The 26,373-nt window shown below is 48.9% G+C and carries 21 protein-coding genes; 13 read left to right on the top strand and 8 right to left on the bottom strand.

The window, feature by feature from the left end; genetic code table 11:
• Positions 1–214 precede the first annotated feature (214 nt).
• The 8 genes from ACGHM3_RS02140 to ACGHM3_RS02175 all read right to left on the bottom strand — a co-directional run bounded on the left by ACGHM3_RS02140 (position 215) and on the right by ACGHM3_RS02175 (position 11,349).
• Positions 215–835, bottom strand: coding sequence for a TonB family protein (locus ACGHM3_RS02140; protein ID WP_345419323.1), 621 nt, complete (start codon positions 833–835; stop codon positions 215–217).
• Between the two features lie 12 nt (positions 836–847).
• Positions 848–2,308 (bottom strand): TonB family protein, encoded by a 1,461-nt coding sequence (locus ACGHM3_RS02145; RefSeq protein WP_345419326.1) that lies wholly within the window; start codon positions 2,306–2,308, stop codon positions 848–850.
• Between the two features lie 13 nt (positions 2,309–2,321).
• On the bottom strand, positions 2,322–2,711 hold the full coding sequence (locus tag ACGHM3_RS02150) for a BlaI/MecI/CopY family transcriptional regulator (RefSeq protein WP_345419329.1): 390 nt from the start codon (positions 2,709–2,711) through the stop codon (positions 2,322–2,324).
• A 374-nt stretch (positions 2,712–3,085) separates the two neighbouring features.
• Positions 3,086–4,300 (bottom strand): hypothetical protein, encoded by a 1,215-nt coding sequence (locus ACGHM3_RS02155; RefSeq protein WP_345419331.1) that lies wholly within the window; start codon positions 4,298–4,300, stop codon positions 3,086–3,088.
• Entirely contained in the window at positions 4,300–8,457 is a 4,158-nt protein-coding gene (locus ACGHM3_RS02160; RefSeq protein WP_345419334.1) for a Pls/PosA family non-ribosomal peptide synthetase, read from the bottom strand. Before ACGHM3_RS02160 ends, ACGHM3_RS02155 begins: the two co-directional genes overlap by 1 nt.
• A 77-nt stretch (positions 8,458–8,534) precedes the next feature.
• A complete protein-coding gene (gene ectB, locus ACGHM3_RS02165) occupies positions 8,535–9,872 on the bottom strand; it encodes a diaminobutyrate--2-oxoglutarate transaminase (protein ID WP_345419336.1) in 1,338 nt (445 codons plus the stop codon).
• Positions 9,873–10,407: 535 nt separating this feature from the next.
• Complete coding sequence (locus tag ACGHM3_RS02170; RefSeq protein WP_345419339.1) at positions 10,408–10,623, bottom strand: tautomerase family protein; 216 nt, start codon at positions 10,621–10,623, stop codon at positions 10,408–10,410.
• An 84-nt stretch (positions 10,624–10,707) separates the two neighbouring features.
• Positions 10,708–11,349 carry an NAD(P)H-dependent oxidoreductase gene (locus tag ACGHM3_RS02175; protein ID WP_345419342.1) on the bottom strand — a complete coding sequence of 214 codons (642 nt, stop codon included), beginning with the start codon at positions 11,347–11,349 and terminating at the stop codon, positions 10,708–10,710.
• Positions 11,350–11,522: 173 nt separating this feature from the next.
• Here ACGHM3_RS02175 and ACGHM3_RS02180 point away from each other — a divergent pair, with 173 nt between their 5' ends.
• From ACGHM3_RS02180 to ACGHM3_RS02240, 13 genes are all read left to right on the top strand, one after another.
• Positions 11,523–12,143: a CGNR zinc finger domain-containing protein gene (locus ACGHM3_RS02180; protein WP_345419345.1), complete on the top strand. Its 621-nt coding sequence runs from the start codon at positions 11,523–11,525 to the stop codon at positions 12,141–12,143.
• 5 nt (positions 12,144–12,148) lie between these two features.
• Positions 12,149–12,847: an aspartate/glutamate racemase family protein gene (locus ACGHM3_RS02185; RefSeq protein ID WP_345419348.1), complete on the top strand. Its 699-nt coding sequence runs from the start codon at positions 12,149–12,151 to the stop codon at positions 12,845–12,847.
• Between the two features lie 118 nt (positions 12,848–12,965).
• Positions 12,966–13,943 carry a metalloregulator ArsR/SmtB family transcription factor gene (locus ACGHM3_RS02190; protein WP_345419350.1) on the top strand — a complete coding sequence of 326 codons (978 nt, stop codon included), beginning with the start codon at positions 12,966–12,968 and terminating at the stop codon, positions 13,941–13,943.
• A 28-nt stretch (positions 13,944–13,971) separates the two neighbouring features.
• Positions 13,972–15,126: a methionine adenosyltransferase gene (gene metK / locus ACGHM3_RS02195; protein WP_345419353.1), complete on the top strand. Its 1,155-nt coding sequence runs from the start codon at positions 13,972–13,974 to the stop codon at positions 15,124–15,126.
• A 75-nt stretch (positions 15,127–15,201) separates the two neighbouring features.
• On the top strand, positions 15,202–16,593 hold the full coding sequence (gene ahcY, locus ACGHM3_RS02200; RefSeq protein WP_345419356.1) for an adenosylhomocysteinase: 1,392 nt from the start codon (positions 15,202–15,204) through the stop codon (positions 16,591–16,593).
• Between the two features lie 64 nt (positions 16,594–16,657).
• Entirely contained in the window at positions 16,658–17,500 is an 843-nt protein-coding gene (metF, locus tag ACGHM3_RS02205) for a methylenetetrahydrofolate reductase [NAD(P)H] (RefSeq protein ID WP_345419359.1), read from the top strand.
• A complete protein-coding gene (locus ACGHM3_RS02210) occupies positions 17,500–18,231 on the top strand; it encodes a 16S rRNA (uracil(1498)-N(3))-methyltransferase (protein WP_345419362.1) in 732 nt (243 codons plus the stop codon). Before metF ends, ACGHM3_RS02210 begins: the two co-directional genes overlap by 1 nt.
• A gap of 80 nt (positions 18,232–18,311) precedes the next feature.
• Positions 18,312–18,977, top strand: coding sequence for a hypothetical protein (locus ACGHM3_RS02215; RefSeq protein ID WP_345419365.1), 666 nt, complete (start codon positions 18,312–18,314; stop codon positions 18,975–18,977).
• A 477-nt stretch (positions 18,978–19,454) separates the two neighbouring features.
• Positions 19,455–20,606 carry an HDOD domain-containing protein gene (locus ACGHM3_RS02220; RefSeq protein WP_345419368.1) on the top strand — a complete coding sequence of 384 codons (1,152 nt, stop codon included), beginning with the start codon at positions 19,455–19,457 and terminating at the stop codon, positions 20,604–20,606.
• A gap of 1 nt (position 20,607) precedes the next feature.
• A complete protein-coding gene (locus tag ACGHM3_RS02225; RefSeq protein ID WP_345419371.1) occupies positions 20,608–21,732 on the top strand; it encodes a response regulator in 1,125 nt (374 codons plus the stop codon).
• 54 nt (positions 21,733–21,786) lie between these two features.
• A complete protein-coding gene (locus ACGHM3_RS02230) occupies positions 21,787–23,775 on the top strand; it encodes an MHYT domain-containing protein (RefSeq protein WP_345419374.1) in 1,989 nt (662 codons plus the stop codon).
• Positions 23,776–24,533: 758 nt separating this feature from the next.
• Positions 24,534–25,319, top strand: coding sequence for a hypothetical protein (locus ACGHM3_RS02235; protein WP_345419377.1), 786 nt, complete (start codon positions 24,534–24,536; stop codon positions 25,317–25,319).
• 221 nt (positions 25,320–25,540) lie between these two features.
• Positions 25,541–26,344 (top strand): hypothetical protein, encoded by an 804-nt coding sequence (locus ACGHM3_RS02240; protein ID WP_345419380.1) that lies wholly within the window; start codon positions 25,541–25,543, stop codon positions 26,342–26,344.
• The last annotated feature ends 29 nt before the right edge of the window (positions 26,345–26,373 follow it).

A 26,373-nucleotide genomic window follows, 5' to 3' on the forward strand; every position in this document is an offset into this window, starting at 1 on the left:
TTAGAATGTTCGAAGGAAGTTGAGATTTACAGGCCAATTCTCAGGGCGTGTGTATTTGGCCTCTGCTCACCTGGCCTTTGTGTTTTATCATCATTAAGGTATGTCCCAATTGATCGAGGGATGGTTCATTCTTTACGCAGCCGATTTTTGCCAAGCTAGCTAAATCCTTCGCCTAAAATAGTCAATAAATTACGCTAGCTCAGCAGTGATTGCGTTATTGATCAATAGTAAAACGAATACGTTCTGTTACGACATGGCTTTCTACGGGTTGGCCATCTTCGCTCATCGGGCGATAGCGCCAACCTTCCACTGCCTTAATCGCGGATCTCTCGAATACGTTTTCAGGGTCGGCTGCGACCACTCTTATATTTTTGGTGGTGCCAATGGCGGTAACCACAAATTGAACATCAACGTAACCTTGGGTTCCCGCCGCTAAGGCCCGGCGAGGGTACACAGGTGGTACCATAACCTGTTTTACTAGCATGCTGTTGTTAAAGGTAATGGTCTCATTATTGGGTGGGGTAACCGTTGGCTTAGTTAGGTTCATACCCGTGCCTTGCGGTAAGGACTGTGGCGTAACTTGTCTATCCACCGTTGGCGGTGGTGAGGTTTTGATCTTTCTGGGAGGTTCAATAGTGGTTTCAATGGGGGCTGGTTTGGGTAGTACGATCTCCGCTATCTTTATCGGAGGTTTTTCATCGGGCAGCTCGTATTCGCGAGCAATTAATAAATACATGCCTATGAATAAAGCCATAGTCAGTGCCCCTGCTAGTGGCAAAGAAAGCGCGTATTTTGAAGCTTCCAGAGGCGAGAATTGAGCAGTTAATGTTGACATAGGTATTTCCTTTTATTGGTTGGGGAGGGGGCGATTGAAAAACCTAAATTCAAATATCTGAAGTAAGCAGTTAGCCACTACAGGTCTATTATCTAGCAAAATGGGTTTAAAGCGGCTGGATTTAATCGCGGCTATTACGCTGTTTTCAAACAGATGTGCGGGATCTGCGTTTACTATGGCTATATTGGTTGCGTGGCCAGTGATATCAATGGAAAAACGCACTTCCACTCTGCCGGATGCACCCATTTGCGCTGCTTCTTCTGGGTAGTCTGGCATTACCTGTTTTTCGGCCAGCCAGCCACGGATGGTGATGATTGGTGCTGGCCAGTTATGACCACCGAAATTTTCTGGTGAAACCGATCCTACAACATTTATTTCCTCTTGCAATGGTGAGGGAAATGTTAATTTTAGATTCGGAATTGGTGACGGTGTTTTGGCGGGTAGGTAGTTATCCCGTGTTAACTGGGTGGGCGGTCGATTTATGGATATTCCGACCGCGGCCGGCATAGTTATCGATGCATCGGGTTTAAAGGGGATCCACTGCCAATGGATCAGTACCATTGGCGCTAACCAAATTGCGAGCAGCAGCCCGGTATAATTTCTCTCAATAGGTGTGAGTCGGCTATGGTTATTGAGCGTTGCCAATACGCTGTTTAACCTGTCGTAAAAATGGCTGCTGGCCGCAGCTTGTACCGTGGTTGTTGCCTGAGATGCCGTTTTAATCGCCAACAATAGTTCGGCGTATTGAGCGGGTAATAAATGATTGCGCTCAAAGTCTAATAGATTTAATGCTATGTCGTCGGCTGCACGTTCGGCGCTGGCCTGTATCGATTTTAGCCAACTCCACACCGGGGGAAGAGGCCAAAAGATACAACAAACCGCAAAAGCACATTGTTGTGTTAGCCAATCTTGCCGGTAGCAATGGGCACACTCGTGCGCGAGAATAATTGTTTGTTGCTCTTTATCCAGTTTTAAAAAACCTTGCGTTACCACCAAACGGTGCTCACCCCTTAGGGATGGCCGCCAAACATAGGCTGATACACTGGCTGTCGGCGCAACCAAATACTTACTTCGTCCTATTCCAAGCGAGTTTTGCAACGCGGCCAAGTTGTTAGCCAAATTTGTAGGGGCTAGCTCATAGTTTTGTTCAGAGTTATATAACGCAACCAAGCTAAGTACGCGATAACACAGGCAGGTTAGGGCAACGCAAGTATAGAATGCGAGCAACAACAAAAGCGCTTGCCAGCTCATTGGTTGGAATAAAAAACCAGAAATTGGCACCGGTGTTGGCAACGTTAGCCCGGGTAGAAAGGCGGAGAGTAGCACTAGGGGAAGTAGTAACAATAGCCCGGTAGAATAGAAGTTCTGCCAACTGGCTGACTCCCGGCTAAAATTGTCGGTAACGTATTTTCCTACGATGCACAAAAGCAAAGGCTTAATCACTAAAATAAGTAGTAGATCGAGCGGTATCATAGGTGTTATTCACTTATTTATTATTGTTTTTTATTGCGTCTATTTTAGCTTGGATCTCGTCCATTTGTTGAGCGGAAATTGCGTCCTTCTCTGCCCCAAGAAGCGCTGCTACAGCGGCACCGGGAGATCCGTTAAAAAAAGTATTTATCAGTTTTTTAAGGGCGGTTTGTGCAGCCTCTTCTCTTTCCGTTATTGGGCTGTATACGTATTTGTTACCTTGGCGCTGATACGCCACTTGTTTTTTTTCGACCATGCGATTGAGCAAGGCTCGAACAGAAGAGTAGCTCGGCGCCTGGTCGAGATGCGCTTGAACATCAGCCACAGAGCCACTGCCCAACTGGAACAGTATTTCGATAATTTGCCGTTCACGGCGGCTCATTTGCTTTAACGTATCTTTGGTCATGACTTAGTCCGAATATACAAGATGCTAAATTTGTAGCATGTGCTAAAAATTTAGCACTTTGGCAGGTAATGTCAAGTCCCGTAACAGGTGTGCGTGAAGGGGGGCGTTGATCGGCGTTAGTAAGAAGAATTTATCTTGGTTGATTTACTGCCAATGCGCTAAGCACTGATTGCATGTATCAATTCCAGTCTTCACCATGTTTGTAGTGTGCGCTAGCACATTGTTGCGGACCTCCCTGAGCGTTTGAACTTGCCAATAGGAGAAGCTGATGAGTTATAGCAATAGTTAAATGGGAGGACCTTAGAGTGTCCGAACTACGCAGTATGACAATAGGCATACGTCGTGGGTGAGCATAACAGCCTCTGATGTGCCGTTTAGAAACTGTATTCCAGCTCCAACTGGATTAACTTCTGTGGCGCGCCTTCAAAGTCTTTGGTCCTTGAGGCTTCTAAAATACCGTACAGCGAGCGCCACAGGTTGGCCTGGTAGGCGAGGCCGATCAGTTCGCTATCCATATACAATTGTTCGGCATTTTGGCTTTGGCTCCACAGTAGTGCTAGTGCGCTTTCCTCGCCGGTATCCAGGCCAATTTCGATGTGCCAGGCACTGGGTTTCGCAGGCCAGGTGATGTCGCCATCCAGGTCACCTTCTTCTAAATGTTTTAACGCCTGTATGTATTCAGCGCCTAGCCACCAGCCGTCGCCTTCGTAGCTGGCGTAGGTTGCCAGGCCGGGGATGCTGCGTAGGCCGTCGTGGGGGATAAACGGGTCAGCGTCGGCGATATGCGATACCCAGGAAATACCCAAGTAACCGTCGTTACCGTTGACAGAAAAGTCGACGCCATAACGATTTTTTTCATAGATCAACTCTTCGTCATCGTCGTCATCATTACCTTCGATGTAATCGTAGGCCTCGCCGCGATAGCCAAACACTCGTGCGCTGAGGTTGTTGGTTTCTGCCGACAGCATCAGCATTTGGTCGCTGCTGAGGCTACCCAAATCTTCGGTTAACGCGATGGACAATAAATTGGTATCGTAGGAACCAAAATAGGCGTACTGACTGCCGTAACTTAATTGGATGTTGTGGCGTTTGTTGAGTATCCAGTAGGCGTAATATTCATCGAAGTCCAGCTGGCTTTCGGTATCTTGCCATAGTGTGGTGTATAAACCGAAACGTTTAAATTGTGCGGTAATTTCTGAGTAGAAATAGGGTTGGTCGGAATCCAGTCTGCCGCCGTCGGCGGCCGAGCCCTCCAGCACAAAGGGCGCTACCAGGCCACCAGAGATTGCCAAGAATGTGTCCTGATTGGGCACGGGTATTGGAGAGTCTGTTTCTATTCTCGCACGGTCTATTTTGGTGGCAGTATCAGCACTGGGTGTGACGCGTTGTTGCCGAGTTGCCACCAAAGTGGCTGGGGTTTTGGGTTGGAAACGGTTAAATACCTTTGGTGGCGGTATGGGCTGCGGGGCATTGGAGGGTAGTTTGATGTAATCGTCGGCGTGACCAGTGGCCAGGGTGCTAGCCGAGGCTAGGCACCCTAAGATAAGCGCGCAGGCACGCTTACATTTAACACCACCGCGAAAAAACATTAGCCGTCCAAGGCCGTTCGGGCCACCAAGTCGGTTTCTTTGGGCGGGGGAGGCACCGAAACATCGGTGAGCGTGGCTTTTGGCTTTTTAAGCTCGCGATGTTGGTATTGCGCTGCCTGCTCATTAAGCAGTGCGATGGGCTCCGCCGGATTACCGCGCCATGCGGTTTGGTGGGTTAAGGTTTCCCCTTTCATAACAAAGGCATCGGCGCCGGCCAAAATGTTGTTCTCGGTGCGCACGCCATAGTGTAAAAACGCTTGCACATCCAGTACGCATTGGTGGCCTACTTTAATATGGTCGGATTTGAAAATACCGTCTTCCAAGGAGTGCGACTGCATAAACGAGTGCGCGTTAAGGTTGCAATAATCGCCGTATTCCACCAACGTTTTTTCCGAGATGCCAACGCCGTCGTCAAATACCATTTTGCCCACTTTAATACCCAGTGCGCGGTTAAGGAGGTTACGCATTGGGGTGCCTTTCCACATCCGTTTCAATGGCGTTTCACTTAATTTCCAATAGCGCTCCACCGACCAATAGCGTGGGTCGTAAATGGATACCAGCATGGGCTGCATTCGGCCAAAGCCCAAGGCTGCGCGCTCAACAAAAATAAACCAGGCTAGGGTAAATGCCAACTCTGCCATTAGCGCCAGCAGCCAGACGCCTGCGCCGTACATGTTATCCACCACGGCGGCTACGGAGGCTATTACCACCGTGCCGTACATGGCCACTAAATTGGAGCCTAAAAACAGCAGCATGCTAATAATATTGTGGCGATTTTTGGCCCCCAGACGCTGTTCTCTAAGGCGCGATTCCGAGGCAGTTTCGATGCCCTCGGCGGATTCCACTGCGCGGGGGATTTCAAAGCTGGGCGAGCCTAACAAGCCGGTATTTTCTTTGATTTTACCGTCTATGGGTAACATCACTTTGGTGGCCAGCAGGCAGTTATTGCCCACCTGCGCCTCTGCTGGGTAGTAGAGCGCGTTGCCCATAAATAAATCTCGGCCAATGTTCACCGGCTGTAAACAAAACGCGGTGCTGGACTCTTGAAGGTTTAAGATTTTTAAACCGTCGGACACCATGGTGCGTTCGCCAATGGAACACAGTAACGGGTTATCTTGTTGCTGGTTTACGCCAAAGTTGGAGCCGGTTTGGAATACCTTGCCCAGCTTGTAGCCCAGCCACTGCATGTAGGTGGTGACGTAGGAGCTATCGCCAAACAGTGTGGTGTAAAACGGGATATTGCTTACCCGTTTTATATACCGAGCCACGGCGTAGTGAACGCCATACATCACATACTGCTTACCCGGTTTAATAAATCGGTTAGCAATACGGGTAAAACAAAACGTGCTGGCAAGCCCTGCGATAAGGGTGCCAAAAAATAACACGGCCACCTCGTCGAAAAGGGTGATAAACGACGTTGCCGATAAATTTTCGAACTGCGGTAATGCCAGCCAGGATGCGAACCACCACAGGACCACCACAAAGGCCGGCGTTAAAATCCAAAATGGCAAAATCAATTGCGACAGTGAATACAACACCAATCGGCTGCGGCTAACCTGCTCGCTGCCGCCGTAACGAAAGTTAGACTCTGTGGGGCTGGCTGGGTTGCCGTGGTAGCTGGCGTTGGCACAAATGGCTTGGCCCTCGAGCAAACACGAGGCGTGGGCCAACTGCGCGTTGTCGCCCATGCGGGTATTGATATCCAAAACCGATCCCTCGCCCACTACCACATTACTGCCAAGTTCAATGGTGCCGGTGATTAAGCGATTTGAGCGCGCTTTGTAGGTGGCCAGTATGGAATCCTGCCGCACCACGGTGTGATCGCCTATGGCAATCAAATCGGTACATAGGGGCATTTCACGGCACTCTATCACCACGTTGTTGCCGATTCTTGCGCCCAGCATGCGCAGATACACGTTGTACAGCGGGGTGCCGCGAAACATCAACATAGGGCTCATTTGTACCAGTAACCGAGCCAGCCAAAAACGAAAGTACTGACGGCTCCACAGGGGAATTTGCTGTTGCTGCCAGCGGCCAATTAACAGCCATTTGGCGGCCACGGAGAAAGCCGTCCAGCCGATAAAGGTGGCGCTTCCGGCAGCGGCAGTGCGAGTAAATACGCCAACCGCAGAATCTGCTTCAGTAACCCAGCCAATCACCGGCCAGCCCAACGCCACCGTGGCTACCATTACCGTGAGATACACGGCCATTTGGGCACAGCCGCACAGCCAGTAGGCTATTCGTCCGGGCGTATACCAAGCCTCTTGGTGAACGCCCAGGTTGGCATCGGCTTGGCTGCTGTTCAGTGTCTCGGCCAAGGCGGCCACCGTGGGGCTGGTGTAAAAATCTTTAATGGCGATGGCGTGTTGCGGTAGGCGCGCACGCAGTGTTGCGCCCAGCTTGGCCATAAGCAGTGAGGTTGCGCCCAGGTCATCAAAAAAGTGATCCTGCACCGAGACTTTATCCAGTTGCAGTAATTCGGCCAGGGCATGGCAGATTTCTCGCTCCAGCTCGGTACTGGCTTCTACGTGTACCCGATTACCGGCGTTCATGCGCTGCCCCTGGGGTTTGGGCAGCGCCTTGCGGTTGGCCTTATCGCTGCTGAGCATGGGTATGGTGGCCAAGGGCTCGTAATACGCTGGCACCATGTAAGCGGGCAGCTCTGCTCGTAAAAACGCGACTATTTCGTCTTGGCAGGGTGGGGCATCACCGTTGCCCGCAGTGTAATAGGCCACCAGTTCTTTGGCCCCCGGCATGGGCTCAAAGGTATCTACCACGGCCTGGCCAATACCGGGTAGGCGCAGCAGTGTGGATTCGATCTCTGTCAGCTCTATTCGATAGCCGCGCACCTTAACCTGCAAGTCAATGCGGCCACGATATTCTACATCGCCCCTGGGGTTGATTGCGCCCAGGTCGCCGGTGCGATAGATCATGCCACTGGGGTTGTTGGGCACGTTGATGTGGTCTGGGATAAACGCTTTGGCCGTTTGCTCGGGCCGATTTAAATAGCCCTGGGCCAGGCCAATGCCGGCAACACAGATTTCACCCTCCTGGCCCATTGGCAATAAGGCTTGGGTGTCTGGGTCGAGCACCAAAACAGTATAGGTGGGTAAGGGTTTACCAATAGTAACGGCTTCGCCCGGTTGGGAAAATTTTAAGGTGGCGGTAACGGTGGTTTCTGTTGGCCCATAGGCGTTTAAAATGGCGCGCTGGGGCGACCACCAACGTTCGATTAAATCCCTGGGGCAGGCCTCGCCGGAAACAATCAGCAGCCTGAGTGCTGGCAAATCTTGGTCGATGGTTTGTAGCAGCGTGGGTACACAGCACATGGCCGTGGCTTGGTTGGTTTGCAAAAACGTGTGTAGGTCGTCACCCAGAAGACTGCTGCCGGTTTGATTGGGCAGCAGGGTGGCGCCCACGGCCAAGGGTACCCAGATCTCTTCAACGGCAAAATCAAAGGCGATGGTTAACCCTTGGTAAACTCGATCGTTGCTTTGGTAGCCATACACCTCGCAGGCCACGGCAATAAAATTCACTATATTGGCCTGGCTTATGGGGACGCCCTTGGGTTTACCCGTGGAGCCTGAGGTATAAATAATATAGGCCAACTGCGAGTCACAGGCTGCGTTGGCCAACGCCGGGCGCAGGCTAGAGCATTGGGCTAAGGCCTGGCTTATGTCATCCAATGCGATTACTGCAATGTCGAGCTCAGTGAGCGGCTCGCCAAATTGCTTCTGCGTTAGCAATAATCTGACCTTGGCGTCTTCTACAATGAAATCGATGCGATCTTGCGGAAAGGATGGGTCTAGAGGTACGTAAGCGGCGTGTATTTTTTGCACCGCCAGCATGGCGATGTAACTCCAGGCGCTCTTATCCAGCAATAAGGCGATAACATCACCTGGGCCGTAGCCTTGTTGCATTAGCCAGTGAGCCAATTGATTGGCCCGTGCGTCCAACTGCGGGTAGGTGAGACAACCCTCTTGGCTATCCACCGCCAAGTGATCACTCTGGCCGCTGCCGATGAACTCATCCACTTTCGTCTCAAATAAATGGTGCATGCGCAGGCCCGGCTGCCAGCGCGAGTGGTTGTTAAAATCGGTTTGTACTAGCAAACCACGGGTGGCCATTTCGGCATCGAATTGGTTGAGTGAGGTCATAATAAAGTGGGGCGGCCTGCTGCCGCCCAAATATAAAAAGAAATGAACTACAAAAGAGTGACGTTAATAAGCGCTTGTTACAAATTAATGGCGCTGGCGAGCGCTACATCGTTACGCTGAGTGTCGAGATCTACTTTGATAGGGCTAACCGAAGGCCGTTTTCCGGTAACTTGGCGCACGCTGCGCTGCAATATTTCTAAGCCGTTTACCAAAGTGGTTTCAGGTGTGTTGAGTGGCGCCAACACCTTAACCACTTCATCATAGGGGCCGCTGGTTTCAATAACTAAGCCGTGGGCAAAGCACTGCTTGGTTATTTTACTGGCAAGTTGGCCGCAGCCAACGTCGATGCCATTCATCATGCCTCGTCCTTTTAAGCGGGCATTGGGGATAAGATCAATCAAATCTTGCAAGTGACTGCGTACGATTTCACCGTTGCCAGAGATTTGCTGTTGAAACACATTGTTTGACCAGTATTTCTCTAGGGTAACCTGGGCAGTAACAAATGCGTGGGTGTTGCCACGGAAAGTACCGTTATGTTCGGCTGGTTGCCATTGATCCAGCTCTGGTTTTATCAACACCAGAGCCATAGGCAGACCGTATCCGGAAATAGATTTCGATAGGGTAACCATATCCGGTGTAATGCCTAGGGTTTCAAAACTAAAAAAGCTGCCGGTACGGCCACAGCCAGCTTGTATGTCATCCACAATCAATAGGATGCCATGCCGCTGTGCGATTGCTGCCAGCTTTTGTAGCCAGGCAGCGCTTGCGCAATTTAAGCCGCCTTCACCTTGCACGGTTTCTAAAATAAACGCGGCAGGGGTTTCCACACCACTAGAGGGGTCGGTAATCAGTTTTTCAATCATTACCGTCGTGTCTATGTCGTCACCATAATAACCATCGAACGGAACCCGGGAGACCCCGTGCAGAGCCTCGCCCATTCGGTTGTACTTATTACCTGTGGCCGCTAAAGCACCCAAGGTAACGCCATGGAAACCATTGGTAAACGACATTACCGTGTTGCGGCCGGTTACTTTACGAGCCAGTTTCAGTGCAGCCTCAACCGCATTGGTGCCGGTTGGGCCAGTAAATTGCACTCGATAATTCAATTGGCGCGGGTCAAGAATTAAGCGCTTAAAGCTCTCAATAAAGCGTGCTTTGGGTGTACTGTAGAGGTCGAGACCCGCCGATAAACCACTGGTTTCAATGTGATTTATCAACGCGCGGCTCATGTCAGGGTCATTGTGGCCATAGTTTAAACTGCCGCAGGCGGCTAAAAAGTCAATGTATTCGCAGCCATCGGTATCGGTAAGGATTGCGCCAGAAGCAGAAGCAAACACAGTATCAAAACTGCGGCAATAACCACGCGCGTCTGATTCGGTGTTATTTATAACATGTCGACCATCGTTGGTATCCATAACCTTCCCTCGGTTCTCTTATCAAGCGTAATGTGGTTGGCTTCTTACCTCAGGTATGGGTAAGAGGTTTATAATTAAGTTTGCTTATTTTTTGTTGCAGGTTTTTTTAAGCAGAGCCTATCCAACGAAGACAGGGATAGCCTTGTGGTTATAACTAAAAATTTAAGAGTTGGCTTGTGCCTTCGAAAGGCGGGGCGAATTTAACGCGATTTATTTTAAAAGCCTAATTTTTTTCTTATTCTTAATCATTCTTAACTAATGAGCCTGGGCGGCCAAAAAAATTAAGGGGGTTTTTATCAGAGCTTTGTGAAAAGATTGTGTCCGCCAGGTTTGCGCTGGCAAAAAAAATCTGTTTTGCAGTGACATCTGTTAGATGGCGATTTATCGTTTGGTTATTCCGTATTCAAATAAAATGCGCCGTTTATAAAATAAAGCGGCGCATAACGTTAAAAATCACGTCGTAATGTAAAATATTTATGCAGTATTACTTGCTTGCGAACAATGCAAAAACAAAAAAATACAATTGCTGACAAACTTACCCGTCAATTAAACTTTTAACATCGGCCAAAGTCAGGGCTTTGCCACCAACACCCCACTGACTATCGTTAACCTCTTTAATAATTACCCAGGTAACTTCTCGTAGCTTTTCGCTGGTGGTCTCTGTTACGGATTGCGTAATCCTTTCAATAAGCAGTTCAGATTGCTCTGCGGAAAGCTCGTTCTTAAAAGTAGTAACTTCTATCAATGGCATTGTTTGCCCCTTTTTATCAAAGTGTTAACTGGATTTTCTCTTGGTCTAGTAAAGCGCTTGCAGGCTGCTTTACACCGAACGTATTCAGTGCGCGGCGGCTGTGAATTGCTCCGCAGTTTGTTTCGCTTGGCTAATCGCCGCCTGCTGTTGGGCAGCCGGGTCTTCCGTTAGCAGCGACGGTTGGTAGCGAATGGGTTTTACATCTGTGATACCAATGGTTCCTAACCACCAGGCAAGGTAAGACGATTGGAAATCACTGCCGTACTTGGCCGGGGCACCCGGAGCAAACACACCACTGGTGTACACCACGGTGGCTGTTTTGTTTTCCAGCAGGCCAAAATAGCCCTGGGCTGGATCGAATCCAAACAACAGGCCGGGCTGTGTGATCAAGTCAATATAGTGTTTCAGTTTATAGGGCACGCCACCGTTCCACATGGGCACAGAGATGACGTACTCATCGGCCTGTGAAAAGCGCTCGCAAATAGCCACTACTTGGTCCCAGGCTGATAAGCGTTGCTGGTCCATTTCGCCAACCCCGAAAAACGTCATCTTGGCGGCGGCTTTGTCGCCGTCGAATTCGGGTAACGGGGTACGCCACAAATCCAAAACATCCACTTTAATTTGCGGGTCGATTCGTGTTCTGGCTTCTATGTAGGTATTGGCCACCTGGGTGGATTGCGAATCCGTACCTCTTGGTGAGGCGATGATTTGCAGAATGTTAGTCATGTGATTACCTGCTGATAGTGTGTAGGGTGAGTTGAGCAGAGAGTTAACAAGTAACCCCCTAAGTTGGTTTACGCAGGTTATAATACGTAGGCGTGTGGCAAGGGTTACCGAGCCATGTGGCAGTTTTCTGATTTCATAGAAAGACGGGAGAAACTTGTGAGAAATACCGAATTATGACGACAGGTAATCAATTGCCGCCGCCATTTTTCATTGCTGACCACCCGGCCTTGGATTTTTTGAACAGTGTCTGTGCGCCTTGGGGGGAAGACATAGAATGGCTGGCCGATGGTTTGGCGTTGATAGCGTGGATGCAGGCTGCCGGTGTGCTCGGCCTCGAGGCTGGGGGGACATTGGTGGATCATCACCCGCCAGCCAGCTTAGACCGCACAGCCGTGCAAGCGCGCCGGCTGCGAGAGCAATTTAGGCAGGTGGTGGAGACCAACGCCGGTGCGGTGTTCCCCTCGGAGCAGCTATCGTTATGCGAGCCGTTTAATCAACTGCTCGCTGACGACCGCCAACACCTACAATTGGTTGATGCCGGTACCGATGGCGTCGCGTTACGATGGCAGCGTGAGTGGCAAACACCTACCCAGTTACTGATGGCGCTGTCCCAGGTCTGCATGCAACTTGTGGCATCCTCCCAACTGGCTCAAGTAAAACAATGCCAAGGGCAGGGATGTACGCTTTGGTATGTCGATAATTCGAAGAACCAACAGCGGCGTTGGTGTTCAATGGCGGTGTGCGGTAATCGAGCCAAGGCGGCTGGCTACCGGGCGCGGACACAAAAGGAATAGAATGCATGAAAACAATTGGTCTGCTGGGCGGCATGAGCTGGGAATCCACCGCCAGCTATTACGCAATCATTAACACGGCGGTTAAAGAATCTTTGGGTGGGCTACACAGCGCCAAAATCTGTTTGTACAGCGTAGACTTTGCCGAGATAGAGGCGCTACAAATGGCGGGTGACTGGCAGCAAGCAGGGCACTTGCTTGCGCAAGCGGCAAAGAATATCGCCGCCGCAGGCGCGGAAGGCCTGCTGATCTGTACCAACACCATGCACAAGGTGGCAAACCAAATTGAGGCGGCTATCGATATCCCTTTGCTTCATATCGCTGACGCCACCGCCGAAAAGCTGCTAACCGATGGAGTGCAGAAGGTGGGCTTGCTGGGCACGCGCTTTACCATGGAGCAGGACTTCTATAAATCCAGGCTTATGGAAAAGTACGGCATTGATGTGCTGGTGCCAACTGAACCAGAGCGGCAGTCAGTGCACGATATTATTTATACCGAATTATGTTTGGGGAAAATTAACGTCAGCTCTAAGCAGCGATATCTAGAGGTGATAGCACAATTACAGCAGCGCGGCGCCGAGGCCGTTATCTTGGGCTGTACCGAAATTGCTCTGCTGGTTGAGCAGAGTGATACTTCGATGCCTTTGTACGATACCACCCGCATTCATGCGCTGGCCGCGGTAGAGTGGGCGTTGGCCAATCAGTAGTGTTGCCATCCCGCCACATTAGCCTCCGCCATTAAAACCCATTCGACTATTAAAACCTCAAAACCTATATCAAAATATTTTGATATAGCCCTTGGGGCAGTGCTACACTTGCCCCCATATGAGCGCAAAAACCCCGGAATTCGACCCCGCAGACGGCCTGGCCGCTTTCCTTAAGGCCGCTGGAGACCCTCTGCGAGTGCAGATCTTGCGCGTTTTGGCGCAGGATTCCTTCGGTGTGATGGAACTGGCTAGCCTGTTTGACGTGAAGCAGTCCGGCATGAGCCACCACCTCAAATTGCTGGCCCACGCGGGCCTGGTAGCTACCCGGCGCGAGGGTAACTCTATCTTCTACCGGCGTGCGTTGGCAGGGGCATCGCCCTATGCCGCGTTACAAGAGTCGCTCTACCGCCAAGTGGATAGCCTGGCCTGCGAGGCCCCGGTGCTGGCGCGCTTAGAGCAAATCCGTAGCGAGCGGGTGATTAGCTCCCAGGCGTTTTTTAGTGACAACAGCGATAAGTTTCGCAGTCAGCAAGATTTGATCGCCAGCTACCCGGTATACGCCGAGCAAGTTACCGAAATGCTGCAGCAGGTGATTGGCGATGCCCGCCAGTCGGCGCTGGAAATCGGCCCAGGCGAGGGTGAGTTTTTGTCCGTACTCAGCCCCTTGTTCGAGCAGGTTTGGGCCATCGACATCAACCAAGCGATGTTGGACCAAGCCGCCAAGCGGGTTGAGCAAGAGCAGCTAGCCAATGTCACACTGAAATTGGTGGCAGGCGAAAACCTAAGCCAAGCGTTGGCCGGCGGCATTGATATGGCGGTGGCCAACATGGTGTTGCACCACGTGCCATCGCCGGCCACGGTGTTTCAGAGCTTGGCCCAAGTACTGCGCGCTGATGGTTCGTTTATCGTTACAGATTTGTGCCTGCACGATCAAAACTGGGCGCGAGAGGCCTGCGGTGATGTTTGGTTGGGGTTCGACCCCGACGAACTCAGCCAATGGGCCGAGGCGTCCGGTTTTAGTGTGGGCAAAAATATTTATTTTGCGTTGCGCAATGGTTTTCAAATACAAGTTAGACAATTTATTAAATGCCGGTGATTGCACCGAGTAACGAGGAATATTTTTAATGTCTGAATACGCAATCTTTACCTCCGAGTCGGTATCCGAAGGTCACCCCGATAAAATGGCGGATCAAATATCCGATGCCGTATTGGATGCCATATTAAAAGACGACCCAGATGCCCGCGTAGCGGTAGAAACTCTGGTAAAAACCGGTATGGCCGTGGTGGCTGGTGAGGTTCGCACGCACACCTATATCGATTTAGAAGATTTAATCCGCGATGTGATTTTAGACATCGGCTACAACTCCAGTGACGTTGGCTTTGACGGTGCCAGCTGTGCGGTACTTAATGCCATCGGCAAGCAATCCGTGGATATAGCCGTGGGTGTTGATGAAGCCGAAGACAAAGACATGGGTGCTGGTGACCAAGGCCTAATGTTTGGCTTTGCTACTAACGAAACCGATGTGCTTATGCCAGCGCCTATTTACTATAGCCACCGTTTAGTAGAGCGCCAAGCGTTATTGCGGAAAAATGGCACCTTCCCCTGGTTACGCCCGGATGCTAAAAGCCAGGTAACTCTACGCTATGAAAACGGCAAGCCAGTGGCAGTGGATGCCGTGGTGCTTTCTACTCAACACTCTGAAGATATTAAACTGACGGAACTGCGCGAAGCTATATTAGAAGAGGTGATCAAGCCGGTACTGCCACAAGAATGGCTGCACGCCGAAACCCTTTACCACATTAACCCCACCGGCAATTTTGTTATCGGTGGCCCCGTAGGCGACTGCGGTTTAACCGGCCGTAAAATTATTGTGGATACCTACGGTGGTATGGCTCGCCACGGTGGTGGCGCTTTCTCCGGTAAAGACCCATCCAAAGTGGACCGCTCCGCAGCCTACGCCGGTCGTTATGTGGCGAAGAATATTGTTGCCGCAGGCCTGGCCGATAAATGCGAGATTCAAGTGTCCTACGCCATTGGTGTGGCCGAGCCCACGTCTATTTCAATCAATACCTTTGGCACCGGCAAGCTCAGCGATACCGAAATTGTTGCACTGGTACGCGAGCACTTTGATCTGCGCCCGCGAGGCCTGATTCAAATGTTGGATCTTAAGCGCCCCATTTACCGAGACACCGCCGCCTACGGACACTTTGGCCGCGAGCTGGATAATTTTACGTGGGAAAAAACCGATAAAGCCGACGCTTTGAAAAAAGCCCTCTAACAAACTGACTCGCTGGGGTTTGCGTACAGTCTTGGCAAACCCAGCCTACGACCCAAACACATTCGGAGTTACAGCATGAACGCGATACAAGATTTTACCGACTACAAAGTTGCCGACATTAGCCTAGCCCAGTGGGGCCGCCGCGAGATAGAAATCGCCGAAGGCGAAATGCCCGCATTGATGGCGCTGCGCGCAAAATACAAAGCCGAACAACCCCTGGCCGGTGCTAAAATTATGGGTTGTATCCACATGACCATTCAAACCGCCGTGTTAATCGAAACCCTGGTGGATTTGGGTGCCCAAGTGCGTTGGTCCTCTTGTAATATTTTCTCTACCCAAGATCACGCCGCCGCTGCCATCGCTGCTGCGGGTATTCCTGTATTTGCTTGGAAGGGCGAAACAGAAGACGAATTCAACTGGTGTATTGAGCAAACTATTTTGTCCAAAACCGGTGGCAGTGAAACCTGGGATGCCAACATCATTTTAGATGACGGTGGCGACTTAACCGCCATGGTGCACGACAAGTACCCACAAATGTTGAGCACCATTCATGGTATCTCTGAAGAAACCACTACCGGTGTACACCGTTTATTGGAAATGATGGAAAAAGGCGAGCTTAAGGTGCCCGCCATTAACGTTAACGATTCCGTTACCAAATCCAAAAACGACAACAAATACGGTTGCCGCCATTCACTAAACGATGCCATCAAGCGTGGTACTGACCACTTGCTGTCCGGTAAAAAAGCGCTGGTTGTTGGTTACGGTGATGTGGGTAAAGGTTCTGCTGCGTCTTTACGCCAAGAAGGTATGATCGTAAAAGTCACCGAGATCGACCCAATCTGTGCCATGCAAGCCTGTATGGATGGTTTCGAAGTGGTATCGCCTTACATCGATGGTAACAACACTGGCGACGTAAGCTGCATCGACAAAGCCTTGCTGCAGAATACCGACCTGGTAGTAACCACCACCGGTAACGTCAACGTGTGTGATAAAAACATGCTGCAAGCACTTAAGAGCGGTGCGGTGGTTTGTAACATTGGCCACTTCGATAACGAAATCGATACCGCCTACATGCGCGAAAACTGGCAGTGGGAAGAGGTTAAGCCCCAGGTACACCGCGTGGTTCGCAACGCCGATACCAACGACCACTTGATTTTATTATCCGAAGGCCGCTTGGTGAACCTGGGTAATGCCACGGGTCACCCATCGCGCATTATGGATGGTTCATTCGCCAACCAAGTGCTGGCGCAAATTTACTTGTACGAGAAAAAATTCGCTGACCTGCCAGAGGCAGAAAAAGCCGAAAACATCTACGTAAAAGTTCTGCCTAAAAAATTAGACGAAGAAGTTGCTGCCGATATGGTGCGTGGTTTTGGCGGTGTGATCACCAAAATGACCCAAACCCAAGCCGATTACATTCGCGTGTCGGTAGCCGGCCCATTTAAGCCAGAAGACTACAAATACTAATTGGTAGGTTTACGTAAATAAATGGGCCTTGTCTGCCTTTTAGGTAAGGCCCAGTGAGAACATCATGACAGACGACATTCGCATCAGTTTTGAATTTTTTCCGCCCAAAACGGAAAAAGGTCGAAACAACCTTAATAATCTGCGCGACGCCCTGGCGGCCTACAAACCGGAGTTTTACTCGGTAACCTACGGCGCCGGTGGCTCCACGCGAGATAACACCAAAAGCATTGTGTGTGACTACAACCAGCTGGGTCACAACACCGCGCCGCATCTATCCTTTGGTGGCGACAGCGAAGAAGCCATGCTGGATTTAATTCGCGAATACCGCGATGCCAATGTTAACCGCATTGTGGCCCTGCGCGGCGATCGCCCCTCCGGTATGGGTGGTGCTTACAATATGGTGTACGCCAACGAACTGGTGGCGTTTATCCGCGAGCATTTCGGCAAGGATTTTCACCTCGAGGTAGCCGCCTACCCAGAGATTCATCCAGAGGCGAAATCCTACAGCGAAGACATTCAATACCTCAAAGGTAAGTTCGACGCCGGTGCCGACAGCGCCATTACCCAGTATTTTTACAACCCCGATGCCTACTTCTATTTTGTCGACCAATGCTTGGCCGCGGGTATCGACAAGCCCATCGTGCCCGGCATTATGCCTATCACCAACTACGCCAATCTGGCGCGTTTTAGCGATGGCTGTGGCGCAGAGATTCCCCGGTGGATGCGCAAGCGGCTAGAAGCCTTCGGCGACGATACCGACAGCATTAAAGCGTTTGGTATCGATTTGGTATCCGATTTGTGTGAAATGCTGCTGGATAACGGCGCGCCGGGTATTCACTTCTACACCATGAATCAACTCGAGCCCACCCAAACTTTACTGAAAAACCTGGGCCTGGAACCTGCCTAATGCGGCTGCCTAGGCTGTACAGTGCCGAGCCCATTAAGGGCACCGGCACGCACCTACTGGGCGCGAACAGCGCCCATTACCTGGCCAAGGTGTTACGCATGGGCGTTGGCCGCCCCCTCATTATTTTTGACGGCAGCGGCGGCGAATACAGCGCAGAAATCACCGCGCTGGAAAAAAAATCCGTTACCCTCAGCGTAAACGAATTCTTCCCTGAAACCCGCGAATCCAATCTGCCCATAGAGCTAGTCATTGGCATATCTCGCGGTGAACGCTTTGATTGGGTGTTGCAAAAAGCCACCGAGCTTGGCGTAACCAAAATCACCCCCCTGTTTAGCGAACGGGTAGAGGTAAAACTCAGCGGCGAGCGGCTAGAGAAAAAGCTCGACCACTGGCAGCAAATCACCATCAGCGCCTGCGAACAATGCCAGCGCACCATCCCCCCCTTATTTAATACACCGCAAACGTTGCACCAATGGCTTAGTGAAAACCAAGCTCAGCTACGCTTTGTGCTGCACCACCGCACCGACCAACCGTTGAAAGAAATAGCCCCGCCGCCGCAGTCAGTATCCATCCTGGTGGGCCCAGAAGGCGGCTTAAGCGAAACGGAAATCGAACAAGCGGTGGCCGCGCAACACAAACCCCTGCGCCTAGGCCCCCGAGTTATGCGCACCGAAACCGCTCCGGTTGCGGCGCTATCGCTGCTGCAGTTTTTGTGGGGTGATTTGGGTTAAACTGAACCCGGACCTTTTAGTGGGGCCTAGCAAGCCTTGAGCTAAAACATGGTGAAGTCATTGAATAAAAGGATTTTAAAGTGAAACGCCTCAACAGTTGTGTCTTGTTAATCTTGGGCATCTCAGTGCTTCTATCCTGTGACAGTAAGTATTACCCGGGCTTTTGCTGTGCTAAACCGGTGCCTGATGCTCGCATTGAAATTAGACTCAAAGAGCCGATGTTATTTGCAGAGTTATACCCTAGATACGCGAAAGCGGCGTCGTCTGCCGGTTTTAATTATTTAGAACATTATGACAGTATTCTAACCCTAGAAGATGTTACTAAAGAATATTACGCTGGAAATATCAACACAGGAATAATGAAATGGTGGGTGGTACCGGCTGAAAGTATTCGTGCTAATAGAGATAAAAAACCTCCACTTCGTAAAAAGATGCCCTCCTACCGCGTTTCTTTTATGGAATATTATTTAGTTAATGGAGAAAGGGATTTAGCTCAGAGGCTAGTTTCATCTATTACCTTTGTTTTTAGAGCGGGGCGGTTAGATGGCTTTACGATTGATCATTGGGCCGTAATCTTTAAATTCTATCGTGAATCGATACCTGATTCCTTTGAGGGGGTATATTCTGATTTGAGCATATCCCGTCACCCCGCAGTCTTCACCGATGATGAAACTCTCGCTCAGATACAGAAAGAAACAGATTTCGATATCCCGGTCAGATATTTAGAGCGAAATGAAGAGCCTTAGATTCGTTCGCGAGTACTAGGTCCGCTCAACCTATTTAATACATGATGGCGTCAATATCGTCACAGCAACTGATCGCTATTTTCCAAGTAGCAGCCATAAACCATACTCATGTACACCATTGTCTTGTATTGGCGCCCATTCTATTAGAAGCGCTGTCGATGCGTTGAGAACTATTCGGTGTATTGAGGTTGCGCCAGCATCTGCCTCAAACTACTAACACGCAAGTACGTTCAGTCGGTTATATAACCTCAAGCACATTTGTGACGTATAAATTTCCACAGTCTGTAGGAATTGCTGCATCCCTCTGCTCCTGTGCTACGCTTTATTGCATAAACAGCCGACAATCCAGCGAGATCACGCCCTAGGCGATTTTTATAACTAATTTTACTATCGTATTACACGTGATGTTGTTCGGCGCTGCGCGTCTTGTGCTATTGAGCGTTATTTAGCTGCTGGGTAAACTATTTGGGATAGGCCATGCAAAGACCCGTGTTAGCGTTTGTCGATGATGAAAAAAATGTCATTGATGGCTTGCGACGACTATTGCGCGGATATCGCAAAGAGTGGGACATGCGTTTCTATACGAGCGCCGATGAAGCTTTAGCCGACATGGAGGGCTCGCATTTTGATGTCGTGGTCAGTGATATGAGAATGCCAGGTATCAATGGCGGCCAGTTTTTAAAAGCGGTACAAGCGCAATCTCCGGATACATTTCGTATAGCCTTGTCGGGCTACGCAGACTCCGAGCTAACCCTAGCGTCCATTCACGCTATTCATCAATTCATTAACAAACCTGCATCGGCAGACACAATCGCTAAAGCACTGCAGCGTGCATTGTTTACCTGCAGTTGGCTGTCTAATCAAACACTCAAAGATGAACTTGGTGCAATCGAAAATTTGCCGGCATTGCCCAGTGTTTACAATGAATTGATGGCGGATATTCAATCCGAGAATAGTACAGCTAACAGCTTGGCAGTAATCATTGAACGAGATCTCGCCTTAACGACAGAGATATTGCGCATCGTTAGCTCATCATTTTTTGGATTGGTTACCCATGTGGCTAGTACATCCCATGCGGTGTCTTTGTTAGGCCCTGAGGTAATAAAAAATATCGCGCTCGTCAGTAGCGTTATCAAATCATTACCTTGTGATGATCGCAATATCGATCGGCTGGCCAACATTAGCACTCGCGCACACAGTAGCGGTGTGTTGGCAAAAAAGCTCATACGAGCTTTGGATGCGACGGTTAAAGATCAAGACCATGCCCATCTTGCGGCGATGTTGTCTCAGCTGGGCGAGTTGGTTCTTCTACAATACCGAAATCCCCCTAGTAACGACGTCGATACGCCGTTAGTCGGTGCGTATTTATTAAGTGTTTGGAATTTACCTTTCGCCATTATTGAAGCCGTTAGGTGGCATCAAAATCCCGGCATTAGTGAGTTTAAAGCCGATACTGTACTCGCAACCGTGCACGCTGCGTGGGCGTTTCACCAGTGCATGGAGGATCACGGGCGTATCTGCCCGGATTACCCCCTGTTAGACACTGAATATATACAATCCAGCTTTGGTAGCGAGGTATTGGAAACCTGGTTGGCCGAGGCCAATGATTTTTTCACAAGTGAAGGTTGACATGGAAAAAATCCTATTTGTAGACGATGAAGATAAAATACTAGAGGCCTATCGACGAACACTGCGTAAAAACTTTAAGGTTTATACCGCGCTGGGGGCCAAAGAGGCCATGGCCGTCTGTAAAAAAAGCGGTCCCTTTCCGGTAATTGTTGTTGATATGCAGATGCCTGAGGTTAATGGTGTGCAATTGTTACACCGGATAAAAACCAAATATCCAGAATCCGTTCGAATAATGCTTACAGGCAATGCGGACCAGCAAACGGCGATAGATGCCATCAACAAGGGCGATATCTTTAAATTTTTAAATAAGCCATGCCCGCCGGATAAAATGGTTACTGTGCTATCAGAAGCTGTTAATACCTATCGCGCTAAGCGGCTGGAAAAAGACCTACTAGAAAGTACCGTCAAAGGCAGTATCGCCCTGTTGGTTGAAGTACTGGCCGTTGCAAACCCAAAAGTATTCGGTAGATCATTACGTATCCATTATTACGCTCGGCGGTGCCTGCAGATATTAAAGCGAAACGATACGTGGGAAATAGAAGCCACTGCTTTATTATCTCAGGTGGGTCTTATCACCTTGTCAAATACCGTGCTCGATAAGGTGTTGGTTGGCTCTCCTCTAACGGAAGAAGAGCAGGAAGTGTACGACCAACACCCTAAAGTGGCAGAAAAAATAGTCGCCAAAGTGCCTAGGCTGGAGAACATCGCAAGCTTAATTGGTCGATCTGAGTTAATAAAAAGTAGGGATACATCAGTGGAGTCGGGTATTCCCATCGCTCTCAGGATGCTTGCCATAATAATAGATCTAGTGGCCGCTGAGTCGCGTGGTGTTAGCTCCGTTGAGGCTATATCCATATTACAAGCTAGCGAGGCAAAGCAATACGATGTAGAGGTGATGCGGGCATTAGCCCTAGTGGTTGAGTCGCAGGAGGAGCGCAAAGTCGTTGAGATCAATGTCGCTCAGCTCGAAGAAGGTATGATCATAGCGAAGTCAATCAGTACCCATGCGGGGGCCTTGTTACTGGAGTCAGGCCAGATGGTTACCGACTCTAATATCACTCGGTTGCTCAATTTTGCTAAGAGCCATGAAATACCGAGAAATATATTTGTTTCCATAAGCGAATGACGTCTCAACGAAAAAATAGATAGTGTGTAGCAGACAGTTGCTAGGTATAAAACAATGAACAGACTGTGGTGGGGTCAGATTCAGAACTTTGACGGCTACGTCGAATTAGTTGGAAGCTACAACCTCAGCTTGGTCGTGCTATCGGTGCTGGTGGCTTCTCTAGGAGCCTTCTCCGGTCTTATTATTAAAGATCGTATAATAGCCAATGGTAGTCGGCAAACGTCTTCCATCTGGATTAACTTTGGCGCCTTGGTGCTGGGCTTGGCTGTGTGGTCCATGCATTTTACGGGTATGCTGGCGTTTGTTTTACCCGTGGAAATGGCATTCGATCCATTCATAACGTTTGCTTCTATTATTCCTGTATTGGTCGGTGCAAATTTCTATCTTCGCATTGCGGTGCTGAATAAATCGGGTTTTTGGTGGATTCAGTTGCAATCGCTGGTGTTTGCCTTGGGCGTCGGGTCCATGCACTACATCGGTATGGAGGCCATGAAGATGAACGTCATTATGGTCTACAGTTTGCCGTTGTTTATTAAGTCGATTTTAGTTGCCCATATTTTGGCCGCCATTGCAACTTATACTCATAGGGTATTTAACACTGACGAGACCTCCAGTTTCATAAAACGAGCTATCGTGGCGGTGATAATGGGGGCGGCTATATCCGGCATGCACTACACCGGCATGAAAGCATCAAGTTATTTTGTAGCGGAGGGAGACCTAGCTGCCTTACACAATATGGGTCATCAGCATTGGGAGATGGCATTTTTTATTGTGATTGTGGTGGTTATATTTGTAGGTATCAGTGTGATTGGAACAGTGATGGATCGCAATTTACAAATAGCGATTGAGTCAGCCGATATCTCTAAGTTGCGAGAAAAGACCGTGGTCGATTCGCTTTCAGATGCGCTTTTAGTCGTCGACGATCGAGGCCTCGTAGAAAGTGCAAACAGTTCCGCCATCGTTCAATTTGGTTTCGATGACATACGTATTGAAGGTCAACCACTGCGGGCGCTGTTACCTCAGTTTACATACGCAACGTTACTTGAGGATGTGCGCGCTAGTTCTCCCCAATTAATTGGCACGCCAATTGAGACCCAAGGTATACGTAAAGATGGGGTGGAATTCCCTGTGGATGTGATTTTTTCCACAATGGCGTCTGGCACCACTGTTTTTTTTAATGCCGTCATTCGTGATATTTCAGAGCGAAAGCAAATTGAGCAAAGGTTGATGCAGTCACAAAAACTAGAAGCCATAGGGCAGCTGTCCGCCGGTGTCGCTCATGAAATCAATAGCCCGGTTCAGTTTATTTCAGATAATACCTATTTCTTAAAAGATGCCTTCGAGGAAATGTCTGATGCTATACGGGCGATTAGTCGTTTGGCCAATACGGGTGAAAGTCAAGCTGCCCAAGAGTCAATAGAGCAAATTCTATCAGTTATCAGCGAACTGGACTTTGATTACCTTGACGAGGAAATACCTAAAGCGCTGTCTCAATCACTGGAGGGAGTGGAGAGGGTGTCGACGATCGTCGGTGCGATGAAAGTGTTTTCCCACCCGGGTGAAGTTGAAAAACAATTGAAAGACGTTAACGCTATTGTCGAGTCCAGTGTCACACTATCGCGCAGCGAATGGAAATATTGTTCTGAGATGGAGCTCGATCTTACAGAGGATCTGCCTACGGTTGAGTGTAATCACTTAGAGATCAGTCAGGTAATTATTAATATTATCGTCAATGCTGCCCACGCAATTGAAAGCTCTCTAGAGGGCACAAAGGATAAGGGCAGTATCAGAATTTCCAGTTCGCTACAGGGCTCTCACGTAGTGGTTGCCATCACTGATAATGGCGGCGGTATGCCAGAGCATGTTAAGCGGCGAGTATTCGACCCATTTTTTACTACCAAAGAAGTCGGCAAAGGTACCGGTCAAGGTCTAGCGATTTCCTACAGTGTCATAGTCGAAAAGCATGGTGGTGAGTTGGTTATTAACTCTACCCTTGGGCAGGGCTCGATATTTGAAATTAAACTGCCGGTAGGCAGTGTGTAGAGCGATTGTGTTGACCTTTTGTAAGAAAATTGATCACCAGACAGTATATCAATCCTTGGGGAATGTAGGGCGTGAAAGCGTTGGACTGGCAATATCTTACATTGTAACTCAGGTATAAATCGGCTTAGTTACAATAAGATAATTCTGCTTCCATCGGCAGCGAGGTTCGTAAAAGGGTGTCTCACGCCATAAATTATGGCATTTAACATTACTTCCATTCATATCGAATCATAAACGTTCCAGTTGAATAGCGCATGACGACCTATTATTCCAATCATCAGTCCTCTCTCAGCTGGTAAGTTAGACGTTCACTGAAAGCGGGCTAGCCTTTAATTTTAATCTATCTTACTGTGCAGCCCGGCCTGCGAAATATATATTTTCTGTACTTATAGCAGTGTTCATCAGTGTCTGGCCAGAAGGGGGCAAGCGAAATATAAAAAATTTCCGCTATGTTGCGTAAATTGCGAGTTCTACGTTTACGAATGAGGCGAGGTTAGTGCTCCCCGATTGTAGCAGGGTGGTTATCACACTGATTGTGGTGAGACGGTGTTAACTTAGGAAATCAGTAATATTTTTCTGCACGCCCACCTTTGTATTATGCGCTATACAACTTTGCCTTTGCAGTGCTTTCATTGCTATTGTGTTTGTAAAATGATCTAACTCGAAAGAAAGCTAGGAACGCACATTGTCGGCTAACTCTGGAGTTAGAACGAATCCGATAGTAGGATGTGAGCTAGTCTCATAGAGGATTTATTTTTATGCATCCTGACGAAATTCAGAACGTATTTCCGTTTCACGAAATTTACACAAAGGGCCTTTGGCCCTCTCTAAACTCGAAAGACAGGTCCTTCGAACCTTTATCGCTTGGGAAAGAGCCCTCTCCGGGCGCCAATATTACGGTTCTGCAGCCTACTCCAGAAGAAAAGGACTACCTTTTTAGTAATCTGTGTCGCTTTAAACCGATGCGGTTACAGTGTGATTTTAGGTGCGATCAGAAAGCTTTAGAGTCCATCACTCAGGCCAGTTCGCTGACGGGGTTAGAATTTGGCGTTGCGTCAACCTTTTGTGATATATCGTCGATCGCTAGGCTATCTAGTTTAGAAGAGCTTTATTTTTCTACGGCGAACAAAATTAGTGATATAAGCTGTCTTTCGCAGATGGATCATCTAAAAAACTTGGCGTTTCAAGGGGCATATAAATCTGTGGCGGATTTCGCCAGCGTCGAATTGCCTAGAAATATACAAACTTTGGTCTTTTCAGGTGGTGATACGTCTAAGGTCGCAGTTAGTAATTTAGAGTTTATTGGCCAGTGTAAAAAATTACGATATCTGGCTCTTGTTCAACTTAAAGTTCGGGGCCGGGGACTCAGTTCGTTGATTGAGTTACAGTCACTTGAATATCTTTACCTAGATTTTTACCGGCTCAGAGACTGGTCTCTTAGTGACTACCGACTTTTATACGAAGGTTTGCCAAACCTCAAAAGCGATTTTGTTCGCCTAGCGGCTACTGACACGGAATTTCAGAAACTTCACAAAATTAAATGATAAAGCCAAGTGTTAGTCTCAGTTTGCCCCGAAGAAGGTTTAACCCAAGTGTAAATAGTATGCTGGCGCGAGCTAGCGCGAAAAAAATGACAGGGCCGTGTTTCAAGAAGGTTTCTCGGCTAGGTTTTTGATTGTATGGTTGAAATGGTGTCTTGCCTTCCCTTCCCAGTGGTCTATTTGGCGTATGTGATGACAATACAGGTTTGAGTTGAGTATATATTGTGAAACAAAGTGAATATAAATACTGCGCGGAAAAATTGCATGAAGCCTACTGTTCCTATCCTGATATGGAGAAGACGTGGGCCTACCCAAAAATAGGTTCGGGCGATAGCGTGTTGCATGAAGGTGTTGATGTATCTACGTTGACGAAAAATCTATTCTTTTCAATGCCACTAAATAAAAAGCATTTGCCTTGTATGTTGGAAATGCTGAGGGAAATTAAGCCAAAGAGTTTATTTTGCAAGCAGCGTTTTGGTCAGGCGGTATTTGATGAGTTTATGAAAGTACCTTCGTTAGAGCAGGTCTGTTTTCGTTCGCCGTTGTCAATCGACAATATTGAGGGACTCTGTGAGTTGCCAAATTTAAAACTATTTAATATGAGTGGTGCGAATAAGCTCCTCAGTTTTGAGCCTTTGGCTAAACTTAAGCTGAAGAAGTTAGCGCTCAATGGCACCTACGCCTCTATAGAGCAGCTGTCTTCAATCAAACTGCCAGAGGGCCTAGAGGCTCTATCTTTTTCGGGCACCGGTAATAAGAAATCAGTAATTGAAGATTTGGAGTTTGTAGCAGAATGCGCTTCTCTAAAATTCGTTGCACTATTTCAGTTAACAGTAGTAAACGGCGGTTTGAAGCCCTTGGCTCGGTTAAATAATCTAGAATATCTGTCCCTGGACGATTATCGTTTGAAAGACTGGTCTTTAGAAGATTATAAATACATTCACTCTAGGTTACCCCAACTAAACCCCATTACCATAAAACTTGCTGCTACAGACGAGGAGTTTCAAAAACACCATCGGATTCGGTAATCTGCTCACGCGGTTTTCAATGTTAACGA

The sequence above is a fragment of the Halioxenophilus aromaticivorans genome (assembly GCF_042850945.1).
Lineage (GTDB): Bacteria > Pseudomonadota > Gammaproteobacteria > Pseudomonadales > Cellvibrionaceae > Halioxenophilus > Halioxenophilus aromaticivorans.